Annotated in this window: 13 protein-coding genes; 4 read left to right on the plus strand and 9 right to left on the minus strand. The window is 71.6% G+C overall.

Features of this window, described 5'->3' with window-relative positions:
* The first annotated feature begins 1 nt into the window (after position 1).
* Positions 2 to 2,128, plus strand: coding sequence for a S8 family serine peptidase (locus ASD66_RS03370; protein WP_056890025.1), 2,127 nt, complete (start codon positions 2 to 4; stop codon positions 2,126 to 2,128).
* 129 nt (positions 2,129 to 2,257) lie between these two features.
* Here ASD66_RS03370 and ASD66_RS03375 read toward each other — a convergent pair whose 3' ends face one another.
* The 5 genes from ASD66_RS03375 to ASD66_RS03395 are packed head-to-tail and all read right to left on the minus strand — an operon-like array spanning position 2,258 to position 8,359.
* Entirely contained in the window at positions 2,258 to 3,100 is an 843-nt protein-coding gene (locus tag ASD66_RS03375) for an ABC transporter permease (protein ID WP_056890026.1), read from the minus strand.
* Positions 3,097 to 4,293, minus strand: coding sequence for an ABC transporter ATP-binding protein (locus ASD66_RS03380; protein WP_082599304.1), 1,197 nt, complete (start codon positions 4,291 to 4,293; stop codon positions 3,097 to 3,099). The genes ASD66_RS03375 and ASD66_RS03380 overlap by 4 nt, the downstream gene beginning before the upstream one ends.
* Before the next feature lie 31 nt (positions 4,294 to 4,324).
* Positions 4,325 to 5,572 carry an RDD family protein gene (locus ASD66_RS03385; RefSeq protein ID WP_056890027.1) on the minus strand — a complete coding sequence of 416 codons (1,248 nt, stop codon included), beginning with the start codon at positions 5,570 to 5,572 and terminating at the stop codon, positions 4,325 to 4,327.
* A 16-nt stretch (positions 5,573 to 5,588) separates the two neighbouring features.
* Positions 5,589 to 7,544, minus strand: coding sequence for an FHA domain-containing protein (locus ASD66_RS03390; protein ID WP_056890028.1), 1,956 nt, complete (start codon positions 7,542 to 7,544; stop codon positions 5,589 to 5,591).
* Complete coding sequence (locus tag ASD66_RS03395) at positions 7,541 to 8,359, minus strand: PP2C family protein-serine/threonine phosphatase (protein ID WP_235529949.1); 819 nt, start codon at positions 8,357 to 8,359, stop codon at positions 7,541 to 7,543. Before ASD66_RS03395 ends, ASD66_RS03390 begins: the two co-directional genes overlap by 4 nt.
* Positions 8,360 to 8,704: 345 nt before the next feature.
* On the opposite strand from ASD66_RS03395, the gene ASD66_RS03400 reads away from it, so the two are divergent.
* Genes ASD66_RS03400 through ASD66_RS03410 form a run of 3 tightly spaced genes read left to right on the plus strand, consistent with a single transcriptional unit; the run spans position 8,705 to position 12,657 of the window.
* Positions 8,705 to 10,444, plus strand: coding sequence for a helicase-associated domain-containing protein (locus ASD66_RS03400; RefSeq protein ID WP_235529950.1), 1,740 nt, complete (start codon positions 8,705 to 8,707; stop codon positions 10,442 to 10,444).
* Positions 10,445 to 10,453: 9 nt separating this feature from the next.
* A complete protein-coding gene (locus ASD66_RS25130) occupies positions 10,454 to 11,014 on the plus strand; it encodes a CGNR zinc finger domain-containing protein (protein WP_056681856.1) in 561 nt (186 codons plus the stop codon).
* Entirely contained in the window at positions 11,011 to 12,657 is a 1,647-nt protein-coding gene (locus ASD66_RS03410) for a DNA repair helicase XPB (protein ID WP_056890030.1), read from the plus strand. The genes ASD66_RS25130 and ASD66_RS03410 overlap by 4 nt, the downstream gene beginning before the upstream one ends.
* 52 nt (positions 12,658 to 12,709) lie before the next feature.
* On the opposite strand, the gene ASD66_RS03415 is transcribed toward ASD66_RS03410, so the two are convergent.
* The 4 genes from ASD66_RS03415 to ASD66_RS03430 all read right to left on the minus strand — a co-directional run bounded on the left by ASD66_RS03415 (position 12,710) and on the right by ASD66_RS03430 (position 17,748).
* On the minus strand, positions 12,710 to 13,387 hold the full coding sequence (locus ASD66_RS03415) for a copper homeostasis protein CutC (protein WP_056681861.1): 678 nt from the start codon (positions 13,385 to 13,387) through the stop codon (positions 12,710 to 12,712).
* A gap of 214 nt (positions 13,388 to 13,601) precedes the next feature.
* Positions 13,602 to 14,321 carry a GntR family transcriptional regulator gene (locus ASD66_RS03420; protein WP_056681864.1) on the minus strand — a complete coding sequence of 240 codons (720 nt, stop codon included), beginning with the start codon at positions 14,319 to 14,321 and terminating at the stop codon, positions 13,602 to 13,604.
* A gap of 124 nt (positions 14,322 to 14,445) precedes the next feature.
* The gene (locus ASD66_RS03425; RefSeq protein WP_056890031.1) at positions 14,446 to 16,989 is read right to left on the minus strand and encodes an ABC transporter permease; all 2,544 of its coding nucleotides are present in this window, start codon (positions 16,987 to 16,989) and stop codon (positions 14,446 to 14,448) included.
* A 6-nt stretch (positions 16,990 to 16,995) separates the two neighbouring features.
* Positions 16,996 to 17,748 (minus strand): ABC transporter ATP-binding protein, encoded by a 753-nt coding sequence (locus ASD66_RS03430; protein WP_056681869.1) that lies wholly within the window; start codon positions 17,746 to 17,748, stop codon positions 16,996 to 16,998.
* Positions 17,749 to 17,786 lie beyond the last annotated feature (38 nt).

Raw genomic sequence — 17,786 nt, forward strand, 5'->3', positions numbered from 1 at the left:
GATGCGACGCATGGTGCTGGGCGCCGCCCTGGCAGGGGTGGGCCTGTGTGCTGCCCTGAACCCGGTGCCGGTCTCCGCCGAACCCACCGATTCGCTCTACCTGATCACCCTCGACGGTCCCGGCACGGCCGGTGACCGTAGTGCTGAGTCCGCAGCCAACCTTCGCACGAGCATGCTCGCCCAGCAGGACGACACGCTGGAGCTCCTCGACGCCGACGACCCGGTCTACCGCTGGACCACCGCGCTCAACGGCTTCGCCGTCGAACTGTCCGCCGACCAGGCCCGCCTCGCGCGCGGCCTCCCCGGCGTCGCGCTGGTCGAGCGCAACGACATCCGCTCCCTGGCCGGTACGACGACCGCCGACTCGGCGTCCGCCGGACCCGTGCCGCGCGGTTCGGGTGGTCGGGGCACGGTGATCGGCGTGGTCGACAGCGGCATCTCGCCCGACACCCCGGCCCTGGTGTCCACCACGTCACTGGGCGCCCTCCCGACCGACTTCCGCGGCACCTGCGAGGCGTCCGCGACCTGGTCGAGCAGCGACTGCAACGGCAAGATCGCCTCCGCGACCTGGTTCGTGACCGGCTTCGGCGCCGACAACCTGCGCTCCTCCGCCGAGCTGTCCCCACGCGACGACTCCGGCCACGGCACGAAGGTGGCCTCGGTCGCCGCCGGCAACGCGAAGGTCACCGCGATCTCCTCCGGACGCCGGCTCGGCACGTTCTCCGGCACCGCCCCCGATGCCCGCCTGGCCGTCTACAAGGCGTGCTGGTCGGCCCCCGACCCGGCCGACGACGGCTGCTCGACCGCCGACGTGGTCAGCGCCATCGACCGCGCGGTGCACGACCGGGTCGACGTGCTCAACGTGTCCGTGGCCTCGCCCGGTGCCGGTGCCCCCGACACCGTCGACCTGGCCTTGCTCGGGGCGGCCGAGCGCGACATCTTCGTGACCGCCGCCGCCGGCAACGACCACCGTTCGGCCGGCTACCAGCACCCGTGGGTGACCACGGTCGGCGCCAGCTCCGGCCCCGACCGCAGCGGCGCGCTCGAACTTCCCTCCGGTGCGCCGATCACCGGCATCCTCACCGCGCGCAGCCTGCCTGACCGTGCACCGGTGGTCCTGGCCGCCGACGTCCCCGCTCCCGGTCGTACGCCGGCCGAGGCCCGACTGTGCCTGCCCGGCGCGCTCGACGCCGCGCGTGCCGCCGACCGCATCGTGCTGTGTGAACGCGGCCAGGTGGCCCGGGTCGACAAGTCCGCGGCCGTCCGCCTGGCCGACGGCGTCGGCATGGTGCTGGTCAACGCACCCGGTGAGAGCCTGAGCGCCGACTTCCACTCCGTGCCGACTCTCCACGTCGACGCCACCGAAGGCGCCCGGCTGCGTCGTGCGGTCGCCGCTCCCGGAATCCTGCGCGGCCGGCTCGTGCACACCCGTGGTGCGGCCGGTGCGCCCGCCGTACTCCCCTGGTCGGCGCGCGGCTCCGCAGACGCGGGCGTGGTCAAGCCCGACCTCGTGGCACCCGGTTTCGGACTGCTGGCGGCCACGTCCCCGGCGGCCGGCAACGGCAACTGGGAGCTGCTCAGCGGCACGTCCGGCGCCACGGCACGAGTGAGCGGCCTGGCCGCGAGCCTGCGCTCCGCCCACCCGAACTGGAGCGCCAACCGCGTGCGTTCGGCCCTGATGACCACCAGCCGGCAGGCCGACCACCGCCCCAGCGCCCTCCGTCAGGGTGCCGGCATCGTCCGCTCGGACGACGACGCGCGGCCCGGCCTGGTCTTCGACCTGCCGCCCTCGGCGTACCGCCGCGCGCTCGACGCCGGTCGTGATCCCTCCGTGCTGAACCTGCCCTCGGCCGAGCGCCGGGTGCCGGCCCGCGGCACGATCATCACTCGCCGGGTGACCAACGTCGGCCCCAAGGCGATGTACTACTCGTCCGAGGCGACTGGCTTCGACGCGCACATCGTCACCGTGGTGCCGGCCGCCCTCAAGATCGCCCCGGGAGACACCCGCTCGTTCCACGTGCACGTGCTGCGGCGTACGCCGATGCGTGGTGCCGCCGACAGCGGGTCGGTGACCTGGCGCGGGGCCAACGGCACGCGGGTCCGCATCCCCCTCGTCCTCACCCGCTGACCTGTCGCCAGTGCTCGGCGACCCGTCGCCAGTTCGGGGCGACCCGTCGCCAGTTCGGGGCGACCCGTCGCCAGTTCTGCCGGAGGACCCGAACTCACGACGGCTCGATCAAAACTCACGACGGCTCGATCAGGCGTCGCGGGTCTTGAAGCTGTAGAGCGAGCCGGCCATCAGCACCGCGGTCATGCCGCCGAAGATGATCAGCGCGCCCAGCGGGCTCAGCGGATTGTTGAAGAGTCCGGAGTTCGACTCGTAGCCGTTGGTCAGCCCGAAGTCCTGGATGATCCGGCCGCCCGCGTTGAACGGCAGGAAGCGTGCGGAGTCGGAGATGCCGGGGTTGAAGATGCCGAAGATCAGCAGCATCGCCCGCAGCAGGGTCTCGACGCCCAGCGGCCACAGGTAGAGCAGCACCAACGCGAAGGTCTGGTGCCGGATCAGCTCGGTCACCGCCATCACCAGCCAGGTCAGCAGCACGGTGTAGACCATGCGCTGCAGGATGGAGAGCCCGAGCTCGGCCCAGTCGTACTCGAAGTCGAGGCTGGCGAACCACAGCAGCGTGCAGGCCAGCGACAGCACGCAGGCCACCAGCACGGCCGCGGCCACCCAGGCGCCGACGGTGATGAACTTGGCGCTCCACACCGCGGTGCGGTTCGGCACGGCGGTCAGGGTCGCGCGGATCATGCCGTGGCGGTACTCGTGGCCCCACGACAGGATGCCCAGGATCGCGATGGCGAAGGCGATCAGGTAGAACACCGGGTCGACGTTGGAGAACTGGGTCATCCCGGCCTCGAGGAAGAACCGCGAGTCGTCCTTGTCGACCGACCCCTTCAGCTCAGAGGGGATGTTCAGCCGGATCAGCATCGCCACCACGAACGTGAAGCCGGCGCTGACCGCGATCGCGGCACCGGTGATCCACCACGTGGAGTGCAGGGTGGTCAGCCGTCGCCATTCGTACCTCAACGCGGCGGTCATGCCCGGTCTCCTGACTGGTCGTCGCCGCCGTCACGGGGCGCCTGCTGGGGTGGTGGGGTCTGCTGGGGCGGCTGCGCCCACTGGCCGGGCTGCTGGCCGGGCTGTCCGTAGGTCGGCGGCTGCTGCTGCTGGCCGGCGTACGGCGGCTGCTGACCGGGCTGGCCGGCGTACGGCGGCTGCTGGCCGTACTGACCCTGCGGGGGCTGACCGTAGGAACCCTGCGGTGGGCCGGACTGCGGGCCACCGAATGCGGGGCCCTGCGGCCGGTGGTGCACCGGGTTCTGCGCCTGGTACTCCTCCGACCCACCGGTCAGCTCGAGGAACGCGTCCTCGAGGCTGGCCTGGATCGTGGACAGCTCGTGCAGCCGGATCTGGTTGTCGAAGGCCATGTCGCCGATGTCGTCGGCGGTCAGGCCGACCACGCTGAGCTCGCCGGGAGTGACCGCCTTGACCGAGCCCTGCCCGGCCAGCCTCTGGCCGATCAGCGCGGCCAGGTCGTGCGCCTGCGGGGTGCGCACCTTGATGTGGTTGGCACTGCTCTGCCTGGTGAAGTCCTCCACCGGGCCGTTGGCGATCATGCGACCGCGACCGATGACCACGAGCTCGTCGGCCATCAGGGCCATCTCGCTGAGCAGGTGGCTGGAGACGAAGACCGAGCGGCCCTCGGAGGCCAGGCTCTTGAGCAGGTCGCGCATCCAGCGGATGCCCTGCGGGTCGAGGCCGTTGGCCGGCTCGTCGAGGATCAACGTGTGCGGGTTGCCCAGCAGCGCGGCGGCCAGGCCGAGGCGCTGGCCCATGCCGAGGGAGAACGTGCCCGGCTCCTTGTTGGCCACGTCGGCGAGCCCGACCATGCCGAGCACCTCGTCGACGCGGGTGTCGGGGATCGAGTTCGGCGCGGCGATCATGCGCAGGTGGTTGCGCGCGGTGCGCGTCGGGTGGAACGGCTTGGCCTCCAGCAAGGCGCCCACGTGCTGCATCGGGACGTCGTACGACGCGAACGGGTGGCCGTCGAACGTGCAGGTGCCGTGGCCGTTGTCGAGGCCGAGCATCAGCCGCATCGTGGTGGACTTGCCCGAGCCGTTGGGCCCGAGGAAGCCGGTCACCGTGCCGGGCCGGACGTCGAACGACAGGTTGTTCACGGCGGTCTTGCCCTTGTAGGCCTTGCCGAGCCCCCGTGCCTGGATCACAGCCATCGACAGATCTCCTCGAGCATGCAGTGTGTGTTCATTGGTCCTCCCTGGAAACCTTCATCTGGCGATCGCCGAAGACCACGCGGTCACCGTCGACCAGCGTGGCAGGGCGACCCGCCGTGAGTTCGCGCGACACACCCTTGCGGACGAGCAGCGAACCGTTGGTGGACCCTCGGTCGATGAACACCAGTGCCCCGTCGGAGGCCAGGTGAAACTGTGCGTGCGTCTTGGAGATCGACATGTCCTCCGAACGCAGGGGTACGACGTGGCGCACCGGCTCCCCCGGCCGCCCGACGGGCTGGCGTCCGAGGACGCCGAGACCTTCCACCACGAACGTCTCACCGGAGTCGAAGGTGATCCGCCAGGTGACCCGCGTCCGCGGACCGGGGCTGGTCGACGGGGCGTCGGGATGCTCGACGACGCCGCCGGGCACCGTGCGGTCGGACAGCCCGTCGTTGCGCCCGGCCTGGCGAGGGGCCGTGGGCGCCTGCGGCAGCTGCGCGGCTGGCCGCGGTGCCGGCGGTTGCGGCTCCGGTGCCTGGACGGGTCGGGCCGCAGGCACCTGGGTGGGTGGGGCCGGTGGCTCCGGGGAGAGCGCGGGCGGTGCGGTCGGCGTGCTGGTGGGCCGGCCCGTTGGTGTGCCGGTCGGCGTGCCGGTTGGTGGGCCCGTGGTGGGGCCGGTCGCCGGGCCTGCCGACGTGCGGCCGGGCGCACCCGAGAGGGCCGCCCCGACGGGCTTCGGGGCGTGCCGCACCGGCACCAGCTTCATCGCCGTCAGGTTGACCACGTGGCGCGGGCGTTCCTCGACGGCCACCTCGGCCACCGGCCGCGGGCGTACGTCGACGACCACCGATCCGGCCACCTGGTCGTGCCAGCCACGGCGTTCGCGGGAGCGGTCCTCGACCGCGGTCCACGCGAGCGTGGCCAGCCCGAGCCCGAACATCGGCAACGAACCGAGGCCGACGACGAGGGTGCGCAGCAGGGCCTTGCCGACGCCGATCGGTCCGCCGCCCTCGTGGGAGACGACGCGGAGTCCGAACAGGGCCTTGCCGGGCGAGGTCCCCCTGGTGCCGAGCAGCACCGCGAAGACCACGCTGACCACGAGGACCGTGCCGGCGACGAGCGCGACGCCGGGCCACGGACTGCCCTCGCGGAAGAACCACCACCACGCCGCCACACCCGCGGCCGCGAACAGCGACCACGCCACCGCCCGGTCCACGACGAACGCCTGGAAGCGCCGTTCCGGCTCGGCCGCGAGCGCGCTCTCGGGGTTCAGGGACATGGCGGCGGGCGCCGGCTCAGAGGCTGGTGACCTGGATGGTGACTCCGTCACCGAGGTCGATCACCGAGCCGGGCAGCAGCTGTACGGCAATGCCGGGCTGGAGGTCCTCGGGGGCGAACCCGGGCTGGGTCAGCACGGTTCCGTTGGTCGAGCCCATGTCGGTGACGATGGCGCTGCCGTGGTCGACGCCGGAGCCCGGACGCACCTCGAGGTGGGTCGAGGAGATCTCCTGGTTCGGGCTCGGCACGGTGACCAGGCGCGGCTGGTCGGTGGAGGTGAACCGGCGCGCCTCGGGGGCGCGCCCGACCAGGACGGCACGGTCGACGTCGATGGTCTCGCCGCTGGAGAACACCAGGCGGGCGACCGCGTGCGCGGTCACGCTGGGCGCCGGCGGCTGGCCGGGGATTCCTGGGTGCTGGCGCGCGAACTGGTCGGCCTGGTAGCCGCCGGCGGCGGTGTTGCCGTCGTGGTCGGCGTCCTGCACGTCACCCTGGTTGCCCCAGGCCGGGGCCTCGGGCGCCTGCGGTGCTCCCCACTGGGGTGCGGACGCCGAGGCCGGCGGCTCCCACATCGGCGGCTCGGCGGGGTTGTCGGCCCCGGGAGCGAACGGGTTCGAGGGCGCCTCGGACGGCGTGTAGACGTTGCCCTGCTGCGGCTGGCCCCAGGCCGGTTCGGCGGGAGGCGCGGACGGTGGCTGGGTCGCGTCGGCAGGAGGCTGCGGCTGGCCCCACGCGGGTTCGGACGGGGGTGCGGCTGCGGCAGGTGCCTGGCCGGTCTCAGCGGCGGGCTGCTCCGGCTGGCCCCACGCGGGTTCGGCGGGCGGGGCCGGCTCGGGGTCTCCCCAGGCGGACTTGGCGGGCGCCTCGGGCGCCTGCTCGACCGGAGCCTCCTCGGCAACCGGCTCTGGCACGGGCTCCGGGTCGCCCCACGCGGACTTGGTGGGCGCCTCGGGCGCCGGCTCGGGCACCGGCTCCGGGTCGCCCCACGCCGACTTGGCGGGCGCGTCGGCGTCCTGCACGGCCGGCAGCTCGCCGGTCTCGGGGTCGGGGTCGTTGAAGAACGGGAAGGCGTGGGCCTCGGTCGGTGCGTCGGCACCCGCCTCGGGCACCTCGTCGGCGACGGGCTCGTCGACGACCGGCTCGTCGGCGATCGGCAGGTCCTCGACCGGCGCCGCCGGGGGTTCGTAGGCGACGGGCTCGTCGACGACCGGCTCCTCGACCGCCGGCGCCTCGACGCTCGGCGTCTCACCGGACCGCGCACCGGCGATCTCGTCGGCTGCGGGTTCCTCGACCACGGGCTCCTGCGCGTAGGCGTGCTCGGGCAGGTCGTCGGTGAGTGGGTCGAACCCGACCACGGGCGCCACCACCGGGGCGGCGTACGGCGTGGCGGGTGCACCGACACCGACACCCGCACCGGCACCGCTCGACTGGCCGGCGTCGGCCGGCGCCACCTCGGACTCCCCCGAGGCAGCCGTGGGCACGGACGCGGCGGCGGCACCGGCGACCGGGGCCACCGTGCCTGAAGAGACCGGCGGCTGGTCGACGCGCGAGACCCGGACGAGTCCGCCACGGATGCCGAAGTCGACCGCCTCCTCGGCGTCCTCGAGCACCAGCTGGAGCGAGGCCACACCCGACAGCGCCTGCTCGACCCAGGTGGCGGCGGCGCCACCGTCGACGTCGACGGCCTCGCCGCTCTCGAGGGTCACCACGGCGCGGGCGGCGCCACGCAGGACGATGCGGGTCGGGTCCTCGGCAGTGCTGACCAGCACGAAGCCGGGCAGGGAACGCAGTCCCGTCGCGATCAGCGCGTCGAGCAACTCGTCGAAGCCGGCTCCGGCGTCGACCAGCTCCCAGAGTGCGGCCACCCGCGGCTTCTCACTCTCCGGCAGGAGCACGCAGGCGTGCTCGCCGAAGACGGCGTACCACCCGCCCGGGCGGTAGCTGCGGATGGCGTTCTGTGGAGCGTCGTTCATGGGAGTGCCCCCAACTTCTCTTCCAGGCTCACAGGTTCGGTGCGCAACACGTGGGGCGTCGCGCTCTCGGTCAATCCCACCACATCGACCACGACAGCGGTCGCGTTGTCCTCGCCGCCCGCCGCGACCGCCGCCGAGACGAGTGCCTCGGCCGCGTCGCGCGGGTCGTCGGTGGTGGACACGATCTGGTGGATCACGTGGTCGGTGATCATCCCGCTGACCCCGTCGGAGCAGAGCACGAGACGCTCGGCCGACGAGAGCGGCAGCACGAAGAAGTCGGGGTCGCGGAACACCGGTCCGCCGAGCGCCCGGGTGATCACGTGCCGCTCGGGGTGGGTGGCGGCCTCCTCGGCGTTGATCTCGCCGGAGTCGAGCAGCTCCTGCACCAGGGAGTGGTCGACCGAGACCTGGTCGAGGCTGCCGTTGTGCAGCTTGTAGATGCGCGAGTCACCGAGGTTGGTGAGCAGCCACTTGGCGCCCTCCTCGTCCTCGCAGAGCACGGCAGCGGCGACCGTCGTACCGGCGTACCAGTCGCCGTCGCCCTCGTTGCGGTGCTCCTCGCCGTACTGCTGGATGCTGCGCTGGCAACGCTTCAGGGACTCGGTGACCACCTCGGGGGCCTTGCTCGAGTCGTAGCCGTCGTGGGCCAGGCGGGCGAACTCCTCGACGACGATCGCGCTGGCGATGTCTCCGGCCTGGTGGCCGCCCATGCCGTCGGCGACCACGAAGACGGGTGACGACGCGAAGTGCGCGTCCTCGTTGGTCGAGCGCACCCGCCCGACGTCGGTGGCGGCACCACACTGGAGATGAACCACGGCCACGCCACTCCTCACTGTCCCGGTCAACATGCGGGTCACTCCCAGCGCTCCCTGAGATGCCCGCACCGACAGGTTAGGGCCTCAGCCACACTGACTAGTAGCGTGAGTGGGATGGTCGCCTCCCCCGCCGCCGGATCCGATCCGGCGTTCCGCTCATTGGCGGACCAACTTCGTGCGTGGCCCGAAACTCGTCTCGCGCAGTTGCTGCGCGCCCGCCCCGATCTGGCCACTCCCGCTCCTCAGGATTCGTCTCAGCTTGCCTCGCGGGCGGCCACCAGGGCCTCTGTCCTCCGCGCGCTCGACCGACTCACCCGCGCCGAGCTCTGGCTGCTTCATGCCCTCGTGACCGACGGCGAAACCCGATCGGCCGACGATCCTGACCTCGCCCGACTGCTCGACCTCGCCCTGGTCTGGGAGTCGTCCGCCGGACCCCGACCGCTCAGTGTCGTCGCCGAGCTGCTGCCCCGCGGGGGCGAGTACGACGGCGCCGCCGTACCCCTGCCGGAGCTGCTGACCAGCGAGCGCGACGCGTCCATGACCTCAGGGGCCGCGGCCGGTGCCGCGTTCGACGTCGTACGCCGGGTGGAGCTTCTGCTCGATGCGTGGGGCACGGCTCCGCCACCCGTCCTGCGCACGGGCGGGCTGGCCGTCCGCGACCTCAAGGCCGCCGGCGTGCTGCTCCACGTCGACCTGCGCGAGGCCGGGTTCCTGGTCGAGCTGGCCGCCGCCGCCGGCCTGGTCGCGACCGTCTCGGCCGACGTCGCCGACAACTGGATCCCCACCGACGCGTACGACGCGTGGTGCCGCAAGCCGTTCGCCGAGCGCTGGGCAGACCTGGCCCAGGCCTGGCTGTCCAGCCCACGCGTCTCGGGGATGGTGGGCGCCAAGGACTCCGCCGGCAAGTCGCTGAACGCGCTGGCACCCGGCCTGGTGGACCCGCACCTGGTCGACACCCGGCTGGTCTCGCTGGCCCAGCTCGCCGCACTCGAGCCCGGCACGGTGCTGGCAACGGCCACCGGCGTCCCGTCCCTGGTGGCGCGCGTGCAGTGGCTGCGGCCCCGTCGCCCCTCCACACTGCCCCGCCTCGTCGCGTGGTCGACCGAGGAGGCGGCCCTGGTCGGCGTGACCGGGCTCGGCGGGCTCTCCGACTTCGGCCGGCGACTGGTGTCCGGCTCCCGCGACGAGGCCGTCGCAGCCCTGGCGCCGCTGCTGCCCGAGCCGCTCGACCACATCCTCATCCAGGGCGACCTCACCGCGATCGCCCCGGGGCCGCTGGAGTCCGCGCTGGCCGCCAAGCTGCAGCTGATCGCCGACGTCGAGTCCCGCGGCGGCGCCACCACCTACCGCTTCTCCTCCTCGTCGGTGCGTCGGGCCCTCGACGCCGGCTGGACCTCCCACGAGATCCACGCGTTCCTCACCTCTGTGTCGCGCACCGAGATCCCCCAGCCGCTGGCCTACCTGGTCGACGACACCGCTCGCACCTACGGCTCGCTGCGGGTCGGCTACGCCGAGGCGTTCCTCCGCACCGACGACGAGGCCGCCCTCGAGGCCCTCCTGCACCTTCGCGGCGCCTCCACGCTCGGCCTGCGGCGGATCGCCCCCACGGTGTTGATCAGCACCACCCCGATCGACGTGCTGCTGCCCCGCCTGCGCGAGCTCGGCGCCGCACCCGTGGTCGAGGCCGAGGACGGCACCGTGCACGTCGCGCGCCCCGCCGTACGCCGGGCCCGCACGCCCAAGCAGCGCACCACCGGGCGTGACGCCGCCCGCGCGCAGGCCCAGGTGACCCACGCGGTCGCGGCGATCCGGGCCGGCGACCGGGCCCGCGACCTGCGTCCCGAGGCCCGCACCGCCACCACGCCGGCCGACTCGCTGGCCATGCTGCGAGCCGCGATCGAGTCGGGCACCAGCGTGTGGATCGGCTACCTCGACAACCACGGCACCGCCACCGAGCGCGTGGTCGACCCGGTGCGCGTCGAGGGCGGCCAGCTCACGGCGTACGACCACCGCAGCGACGACCGGCGCGCGTTCTCGATCCACCGGATCACGGCCGTCCGGAATGTCACTGGTGCGGAAACGTAGACTGGGCCCGTGGATTTCATCAGGTACGCCGAGTCGGCTGCGAGTCTGCTCAACGCAGACATCGCAGACGTCGACGACCTCATCGACTTCCTCTCCCGCCGTGAGTGGCTGCACAGCCAGACCACCGAGAAGGACGTCGCGCACCTGCGCCGGTTCGCCGACGACCTGCGGCCCGTCTTCGTGGCCTCGGGCGACGACGACGTGAAGACTGTCGTGGCCGGCCTCAACGACCTGCTCGACCGGCACCCGGTGACGCCGATGATCTCCGACCACGACCTGGGCAACCTGCACCTGCACGTCGCCAACCGGGCCGCGTCGGTCTCCGAGCTGCTGGTCTCCGAGGCCCTGCTCGGGCTGGCCACGCTGGTCTGCGACCTCGGCCCCACCCGGCTGGGAGTCTGCGCGGCGTCGCCGTGCACCAACGTCTACGTCGACACCTCGCCGAACCAGTCGCGCCGCTACTGCTCCGACCGGTGCTCGTCGCGGGCCAACGTGGCGGCGTACCGCGCCCGCAAGAAGGTCGCCTCCGTGCCACTCGCCGACGAACTCCCCGAGAGCAAGGCCCTGTGAACGGACCCCTGATCGTCCAGTCCGACAAGACGTTGCTGCTGGAGATCGACCACGACGACGCTGCCGACTGCCGACGGGCGATCGCGCCGTTCGCCGAGCTCGAACGCTCGCCGGAGCACGTGCACACCTACCGGCTGACGCCGCTCGGGCTGTGGAACGCCCGCGCCGCCGGTCACGACGCCGAGCAGGTCGTCGACACGCTGCTGAAGTACTCCCGCTACTCCGTGCCGCACGCACTGCTGGTCGACATCGCCGAGACGATGTCGCGCTTCGGGCGGCTTCGCCTCGACAAGCACCCGGTGCACGGGCTGGTGCTCTCCTCCACCGACAAGCCGGTGCTCGAGGAGGTGCTGCGCGCCAAGAAGATCAAGGGCATGATCGGCGACCGGGTCGACGACGAGACGGTCGTCGTCCACGGCTCCGAGCGCGGCAATCTCAAGCAGGCACTGTTGAAGCTCGGCTGGCCGGCCGAGGACTTCGCCGGCTACGTCGACGGCGAGTCGCACCCGATCGCATTGCGCGAAGAGGGCTGGCACCTGCGCAACTACCAGGCCGAGGCGGCCGAGTCGTTCTGGCACGGCGGCTCCGGTGTCGTCGTGCTCCCCTGTGGTGCGGGCAAGACGATCGTCGGTGCCGCGGCGATGGGCCACGCACAGGCGACCACACTGATCCTGGTCACCAACACCGTGTCCGCGCGGCAGTGGAAGGACGAGCTGGTCCGGCGGACGACCCTGACCGAGGACGAGATCGGCGAGTACTCCGGCGCCGTCAAGGAGATCCGGCCGGTCACCATCGCGACGTACCAGGTGCTCACGCTGCGGCGGAAGGGCGCCTACCCGCACCTCGAGCTGCTCGACGCGCGCGACTGGGGCCTGGTCGTGTACGACGAGGTGCACCTCCTTCCCGCGCCGATCTTCCGCATGACCGCCGACCTGCAGGCCCGGCGACGCCTGGGCCTCACCGCCACGCTGGTGCGTGAGGACGGCCGCGAGGGTGACGTGTTCTCGCTGATCGGGCCGAAGCGCTTCGACGCGCCGTGGAAGGACATCGAGGCGCAGGGCTACATCGCGCCGGCCGACTGCGTCGAGGTGCGGGTGACGCTGCCGTCTGCCGAGCGGATGGCCTATGCGGTGGCGGAGCCGGAGGAGCGCTACCGGCTGGCCGCGTGCACGCACCACAAGATCGACGTGGTCAAGCGGCTGGTCCAGCAGCACTCCGGCCAACCCACGCTGGTGATCGGGCAGTACATCGACCAGCTCGACGAGCTCGCCGCGGCCCTCGACGCGCCGGTGATCAAGGGTGAGACGACCGTGCGTGAACGGCAGCGGTTGTTCGAGGCTTTCCGGTCCGGCGAGATCGGGCTGCTGGTGGTCTCGAAGGTCGCCAACTTCTCCATCGACCTGCCCTCGGCGGAGGTCGCCATCCAGGTCTCCGGGTCCTTCGGGTCACGCCAGGAGGAGGCCCAGCGCCTCGGCCGGCTGCTGCGCCCCAAGTCGGAGGGCAAGTCCGCGCACTTCTACACGATCGTCTCGCGCGACACGGTTGACGCGGACTTCGCGCAGAACCGGCAGCGGTTCCTCGCGGAGCAGGGGTATGCCTACCGCATCGTCGACGCCGACGACCTGCCCGCGCTCGACGCCTGACCTCACCATCGACATCGTGTGGGTTCTGCCCGGTCGAGTCGCCCGCCCCGGCTCAGGAGTCGAGCAGGAGCCGCCACGAGCGGACGTGACCGGAGTCGACGTACGACTTGTACGACGCACCGGGGCGAGCCTGGATGCCGATGTGGAACTTGGTGACCCCCGCGCGGGCCAGCCACGGCACATGCTCGGGCAACAGGCCCTGACCGGGCAGCATCAGCGCCGCCGCCCGTTCGTCCGCCTGGGCGGTGGCCAGCAGGTCGTCGTACCCGACGCCGAGACCCTGCGGCGATCCCGAGGTGAGTACGCCGTCCAGGCCGGGCAGCTGGAGAAGTGAGCGCCAGACGCGGCGGGTGTCGAGGCCCGAGTCGACCGCGTCGTGGAACGTCCACGGCACGCCCTCGAGTGACTCGGCGAGCGCTCGGCAGGTGGCTTCGTCGATGTCGAGGTCGGCGTCGAGGAACCCGAACGCGACACCCTCGGCGCCCAGTGCGACGTACTCCTGGGCGAGGCCGACCAGCCGGGTGAACTCGCCGCCGGTGGTGGTGAACGAGTCGTTGAGGCGCAGCACGATGCGCACCGGGATGTCGGCCTCACGCAGCGCCACGGAGGCGGCGGTGAGGTCGGGCGAACGCCCGTTGGCGTCGGTCAGCAGCAGCCGGTCGGCTCCGCCCTCCTGGGCTCCCATCACGTCGCGCTCACTGCGGATCGCGACTTCGAGGAGGAGGCTCATGCGGCGCAGCCTATTGCCGTTGCCACTCCCGACGCGGCATTGATCGACCTGTCGTGAGTTCTGGTCGACCCGTCGTGAGTTTCTGTGCGCCGCGTGAACTGGCGACAGGTCGACGTGAACTGGCGACAGGTCGACCTGAACTGGCGACGGGTCGACGTGAACTGGCGACGGGTCGACGTGAACTGGCGACAGGTCGACGTGAACTGTCGACAGGTCAGTGGGCGGCGAACTGGACCCAGAGGGTGAAGCGGTCGGCGCGGTAGGTCGAGCGTGAGACCTCGACCGCCTTGTCGTCCATGAACGCCCGCCGCGCCACGCGCAGCACCGGCGATCCGGCGGCGATGCCGAGCAGGTCGGACTCCTCGGCCGTGGCGATCGCGGCGCTGACGGAGTCCTCGGCCCAGGTCGGACGCAGGCCGCGGTCCTCGAGCTCGGCGTAGAGGCTCACCGGCAGTGCGGCCTGCAGGAAGCCGGGCAGCAGCACCTCGGAGAGGTAGGCGTTCTCGATGCACATCGTCTCGCCGTCGGCACGCCGCAGCCGCTGCCAGCGGATCACGGCGTCGCCCTCACTGATCGTCAGCGCGCGCGCCACGCCGGGGCCGGCCTTCTCGAGCCTGGCGACGAGGGTCTGCGACTCCGCGAGGAGGCCGCGGCTGCTCATCTCGTCGGTGAAGCTGCGCAGCTCCCCGACGCGGGTCCGGGGCTCGCTGACGAAGGTGCCCTTGCCGGGGATCCGGTCGAGCAGGCCCTCGGCGACCAGCGCCTCGATGGCCTGACGGACCGTCATCCGGGCCACGCCGAACCGCTGCACCAGCTCGCGCTCGGAGGGCGCCGGCGACCCGGCGGGCAGGCCGTGGATGAGGTCGCGCACGTATTCGCGCACCGCGACGTGCTTGCGCGGCGGCGCGGTCGTGAAGTCGAGGGCCTGGTCCACGTCGCGAGTGTCGCAGCGCCCGCGCCCGCCTCTCCGGCGTTTGCGGTGAAGATGACCCGTTGGGACTACGGAGTCTGACTGTTCGGCTGGGGCAGGTCGTCCCGGGAGACACGACCCCCTCGGGCTACTCGGTGGCGATCGCCCGCAGCACGTCGAGCTTCGCCGCACGCCGGGCCGGGAACACCGCGGCGAGTACGCCGAGCACCCCGGAGGCGACCACGAAGACGACCAGCAGCCCCCACGGGATCGAGAGCTCGGTGAGCCCCTGGTCGGCCAGCGCCCACACCAGCGTGGACCCGAAGACCACGCCCATCACCATGCCGAGCAGGGCACCGAAGACCGCGACGACCACCGACTCGAGCCGGATCATCGTGCGCAGCTGGCGCCGGCTGAGGCCGACCGCGCGGAGCAGGCCGACCTCGCGGGTGCGCTCGATGACCGAGAGGCTCAACGTGTTGACGACGCCGAGGATCGCGATGATCACCGACAGTCCGAGCAGCCCGTAGATCATGTAGAGGAACTGGTTGATCTGGGTCTTCTGCTCGTCGGCGTACCCCTCGGGGTCCTTGACGGTGACGGTCGGAAGGTCCTTGGTGATCTCGTCGATCTGGTCCTTCAGGTCGTCGGTCGAGGCGCCGTCCTTCTTGGTCACGAAGACCATCGAGTCGAGCGGCACGAGGCCGCCCTTGGTGAGCGTGTCGGGGGTGACGAGGTAGTTGCCGGGCACCACGCCGACGCCGTCGAAGATCGCGACGACCTCGAGTTTCACCTTGCCTGCCTGGAAGTCGAGGGTGACCGAGTCGCCGATGGAGAGCCCCTTGTCCTCGGCCTGCCCTTCGGCGACAGCCGCCTTGCCGGGGCCGAGATCGGCAAGGTTGCCCGACGAGACCGGGATGCGGAAGGCGAACTTGATGTCCTGTGCGCGCATCGCGGCGGCGTAGACGGTGCTCCCCTTGACCTTGGGGTAGCCCTGGCGCACCGAGGCCACACCCTCGACGGTGTCGAGCTTGCGGACCTGACGGGCCACGTCGGGCGAGAACGGCTGGCCCACCACGTTGGAGACGATGAACTGCGAGGTCAGCGACGTGCCGATCGCGGCATCGGTCGACGCCGACGCCGACGCCCCGAAGATCGACATCATCGACATCAGGGCCAGGCCGATCATCAGTGCGCTGGCGGTCGCGCCGGTGCGGCGCGGGTTGCGCAGCGTGTTCTGCGCGGCGAGGTTGCCGACACTGCCGAACAGCCTGCGGTAGATCGCGCCGAAGAGGGTGAGCAGCGGCCGGCCGAGCAGCGCGCTCATCAGCGCCACGCCGATCAGGATCAGCAGGATGCCGCCACCGATCAGCACCAGTCCGAGCGTGCCGGACCCGATCAGTCCACCGGCCATGCCCGCGGCGCCCAGCACCACCAGCACGGTGCCGACGACCATCCGCTTGCGCAGGGTCGCCTCGGGCAGAGCGACGTCGTCGCGGAGCGCCGCGATCGGCGGGATGCGGGATGCGCGTACGGCGGGCAGCACCGCGGCGATCGTGGTGACGACCAGCCCGACGGCGTACGACCAGAAGACGGTCCAGCCGGTGACCGGGAACTCGGCGCCCCCGAGGTCGAGCCCGAACTGCCCGAACAGGAATCTCAGGAACAACGCGAGCAGGTAGCCCACTCCGAGCCCGAGGGTCGACCCGACCAGCCCGACCACGACCGCCTCGCTGATCACCGACCGGTTGACCTGCCCGCGCGAGGCGCCGAGGGCCCGCAGCAGGGCGAGCTCGCGGCTGCGCTGGGCGACCAGGATCGAGAAGGTGTTGATGATCAGGAAGACGCCGACCACCAGGGCGACGCCGGCGAAGACCAGCAGGAACGTCTTCAGGAAGCCCAGGATCTCGTCGAGGCTGGCCTGGTTCTCCTCGACCGCGTCGTCACCGGTGCGCGCCTCGACTCCCTTGGGCAGCACCTTCTGGGCGGCGTCGCGCAGCTGGGTCTGGGAGACCCCGTCGGCGGCGTTCAGTGAGATGGAGGTGTAGACGTCGCGGCCGCCGAAGAACTTCTTCTGGAGGAACTTCGTGTCGAAGACGGTCAGGGTCGCGCCGTTGAGGCCGCCGGAGCCGAACTCGACGAGCCCGGTCAGCTTCGCCTTCATCGTCGGCGGGGTGGCGCCGGTGGCCAGCGTGACGGTGTCGCCGATGTCGTAGTCGGCCTTCTTGGCGGCGTCGACGTCGATCGCGATCTCGTCGGGGCCGTCGGGCAGCTCACCCTTGGCGGTGACCAGCACCGGGTTGCCGTTCATCGAGGTCGCCGTGGTCGGGTTGAAGGCGAGCCCGGGCGGGCCGCTGCCACCGACCACCTTGCCGTTGTTGCCGATGATGAAGACCGACTGCAGCACGTTCTGCGGGTGCGCCGACTCGACCTCGGGCAGCTTCTCGAGGTCGGCGACGACGGAGGCGGGAATCGTGCGGTTGTCCTGCATGGAGTCGAAGTCGCCCGCGCCGGCGTACGCGATCTCGACGTCGGCCGTGGAGCCCTCGATGATGTCGTCGAACGCCCCGCCCATCGCGTCGGTGAAGATCATCGTGCCGGACACGAACGCGACGCCGAGCACGATCGCGAAGGCGGAGAGCATCAGCCGCACCTTGCGGGCCAGCAGGTTGCGCCAGGTGACCTTGAACATCGTCGGTCAGGCCTCGAGCTCGCGGGCGGTGAGCTCCTGCATCTTGCCGAGGATCTGCTCCCGGTCGGGGTCGCGCAGCTCGTCGACGATGCGACCGTCGGCGAGGAAGACGACGCGGTCGGTGTACGCCGCCGCCACGGGGTCGTGGGTGACCATCACGATCGTCTGGCCGTAGTCGTCGACGCTGGTGCGCAGCAACCCGAGCACCTCGGCGCCCGACTTCGAGTCGAGGTTGCCGGTCGGCTCGTCGGCGAACATGATGCTCGGCCGACTGGCCAGGGCACGCGCCACCGCGACGCGTTGCTGCTGGCCGCCGGAGAGCTCGTTCGGCTTGTGGCCGAGCCGGTCGCCGAGGTCGACGGTCGAGATCACCGTGTCGTACCACTCGGGGTCGGGCTTGCGACCGGCGATCGCCATCGGCAGCTTGATGTTCTCCTCGGCGGTCAGCGTCGGCACGAGGTTGTAGGACTGGAAGACGAAGCCGATCTCGTCGCGCCGCAACCGGGTGAGCTCCTTGTCGCCCATGCCGCTGAGCTGGTGCTCGCCGATGTGGACGGTGCCGCTGTCTGCGGTGTCGAGCGCCGCACAGCAGTGCATCAGCGTCGACTTGCCCGAACCGCTCGGGCCCATCACCGCGGTGAACTCCCCCGCGGCGAGGTCGAGCGTGACATCGTCGAGCGCCTTGATCAGGGCCTGGCCGGTGCCGTAGGTCTTGGTCAGGTTCTGCACGCGTGCCGCGGGCGCGGAGCCATTCGTCATGGGCTCCAACCTAGGGGATCGCGGGGCCGGGCTCCCAC

Source organism: Nocardioides sp. Root151, assembly GCF_001427925.1.
Lineage (GTDB): Bacteria > Actinomycetota > Actinomycetes > Propionibacteriales > Nocardioidaceae > Nocardioides.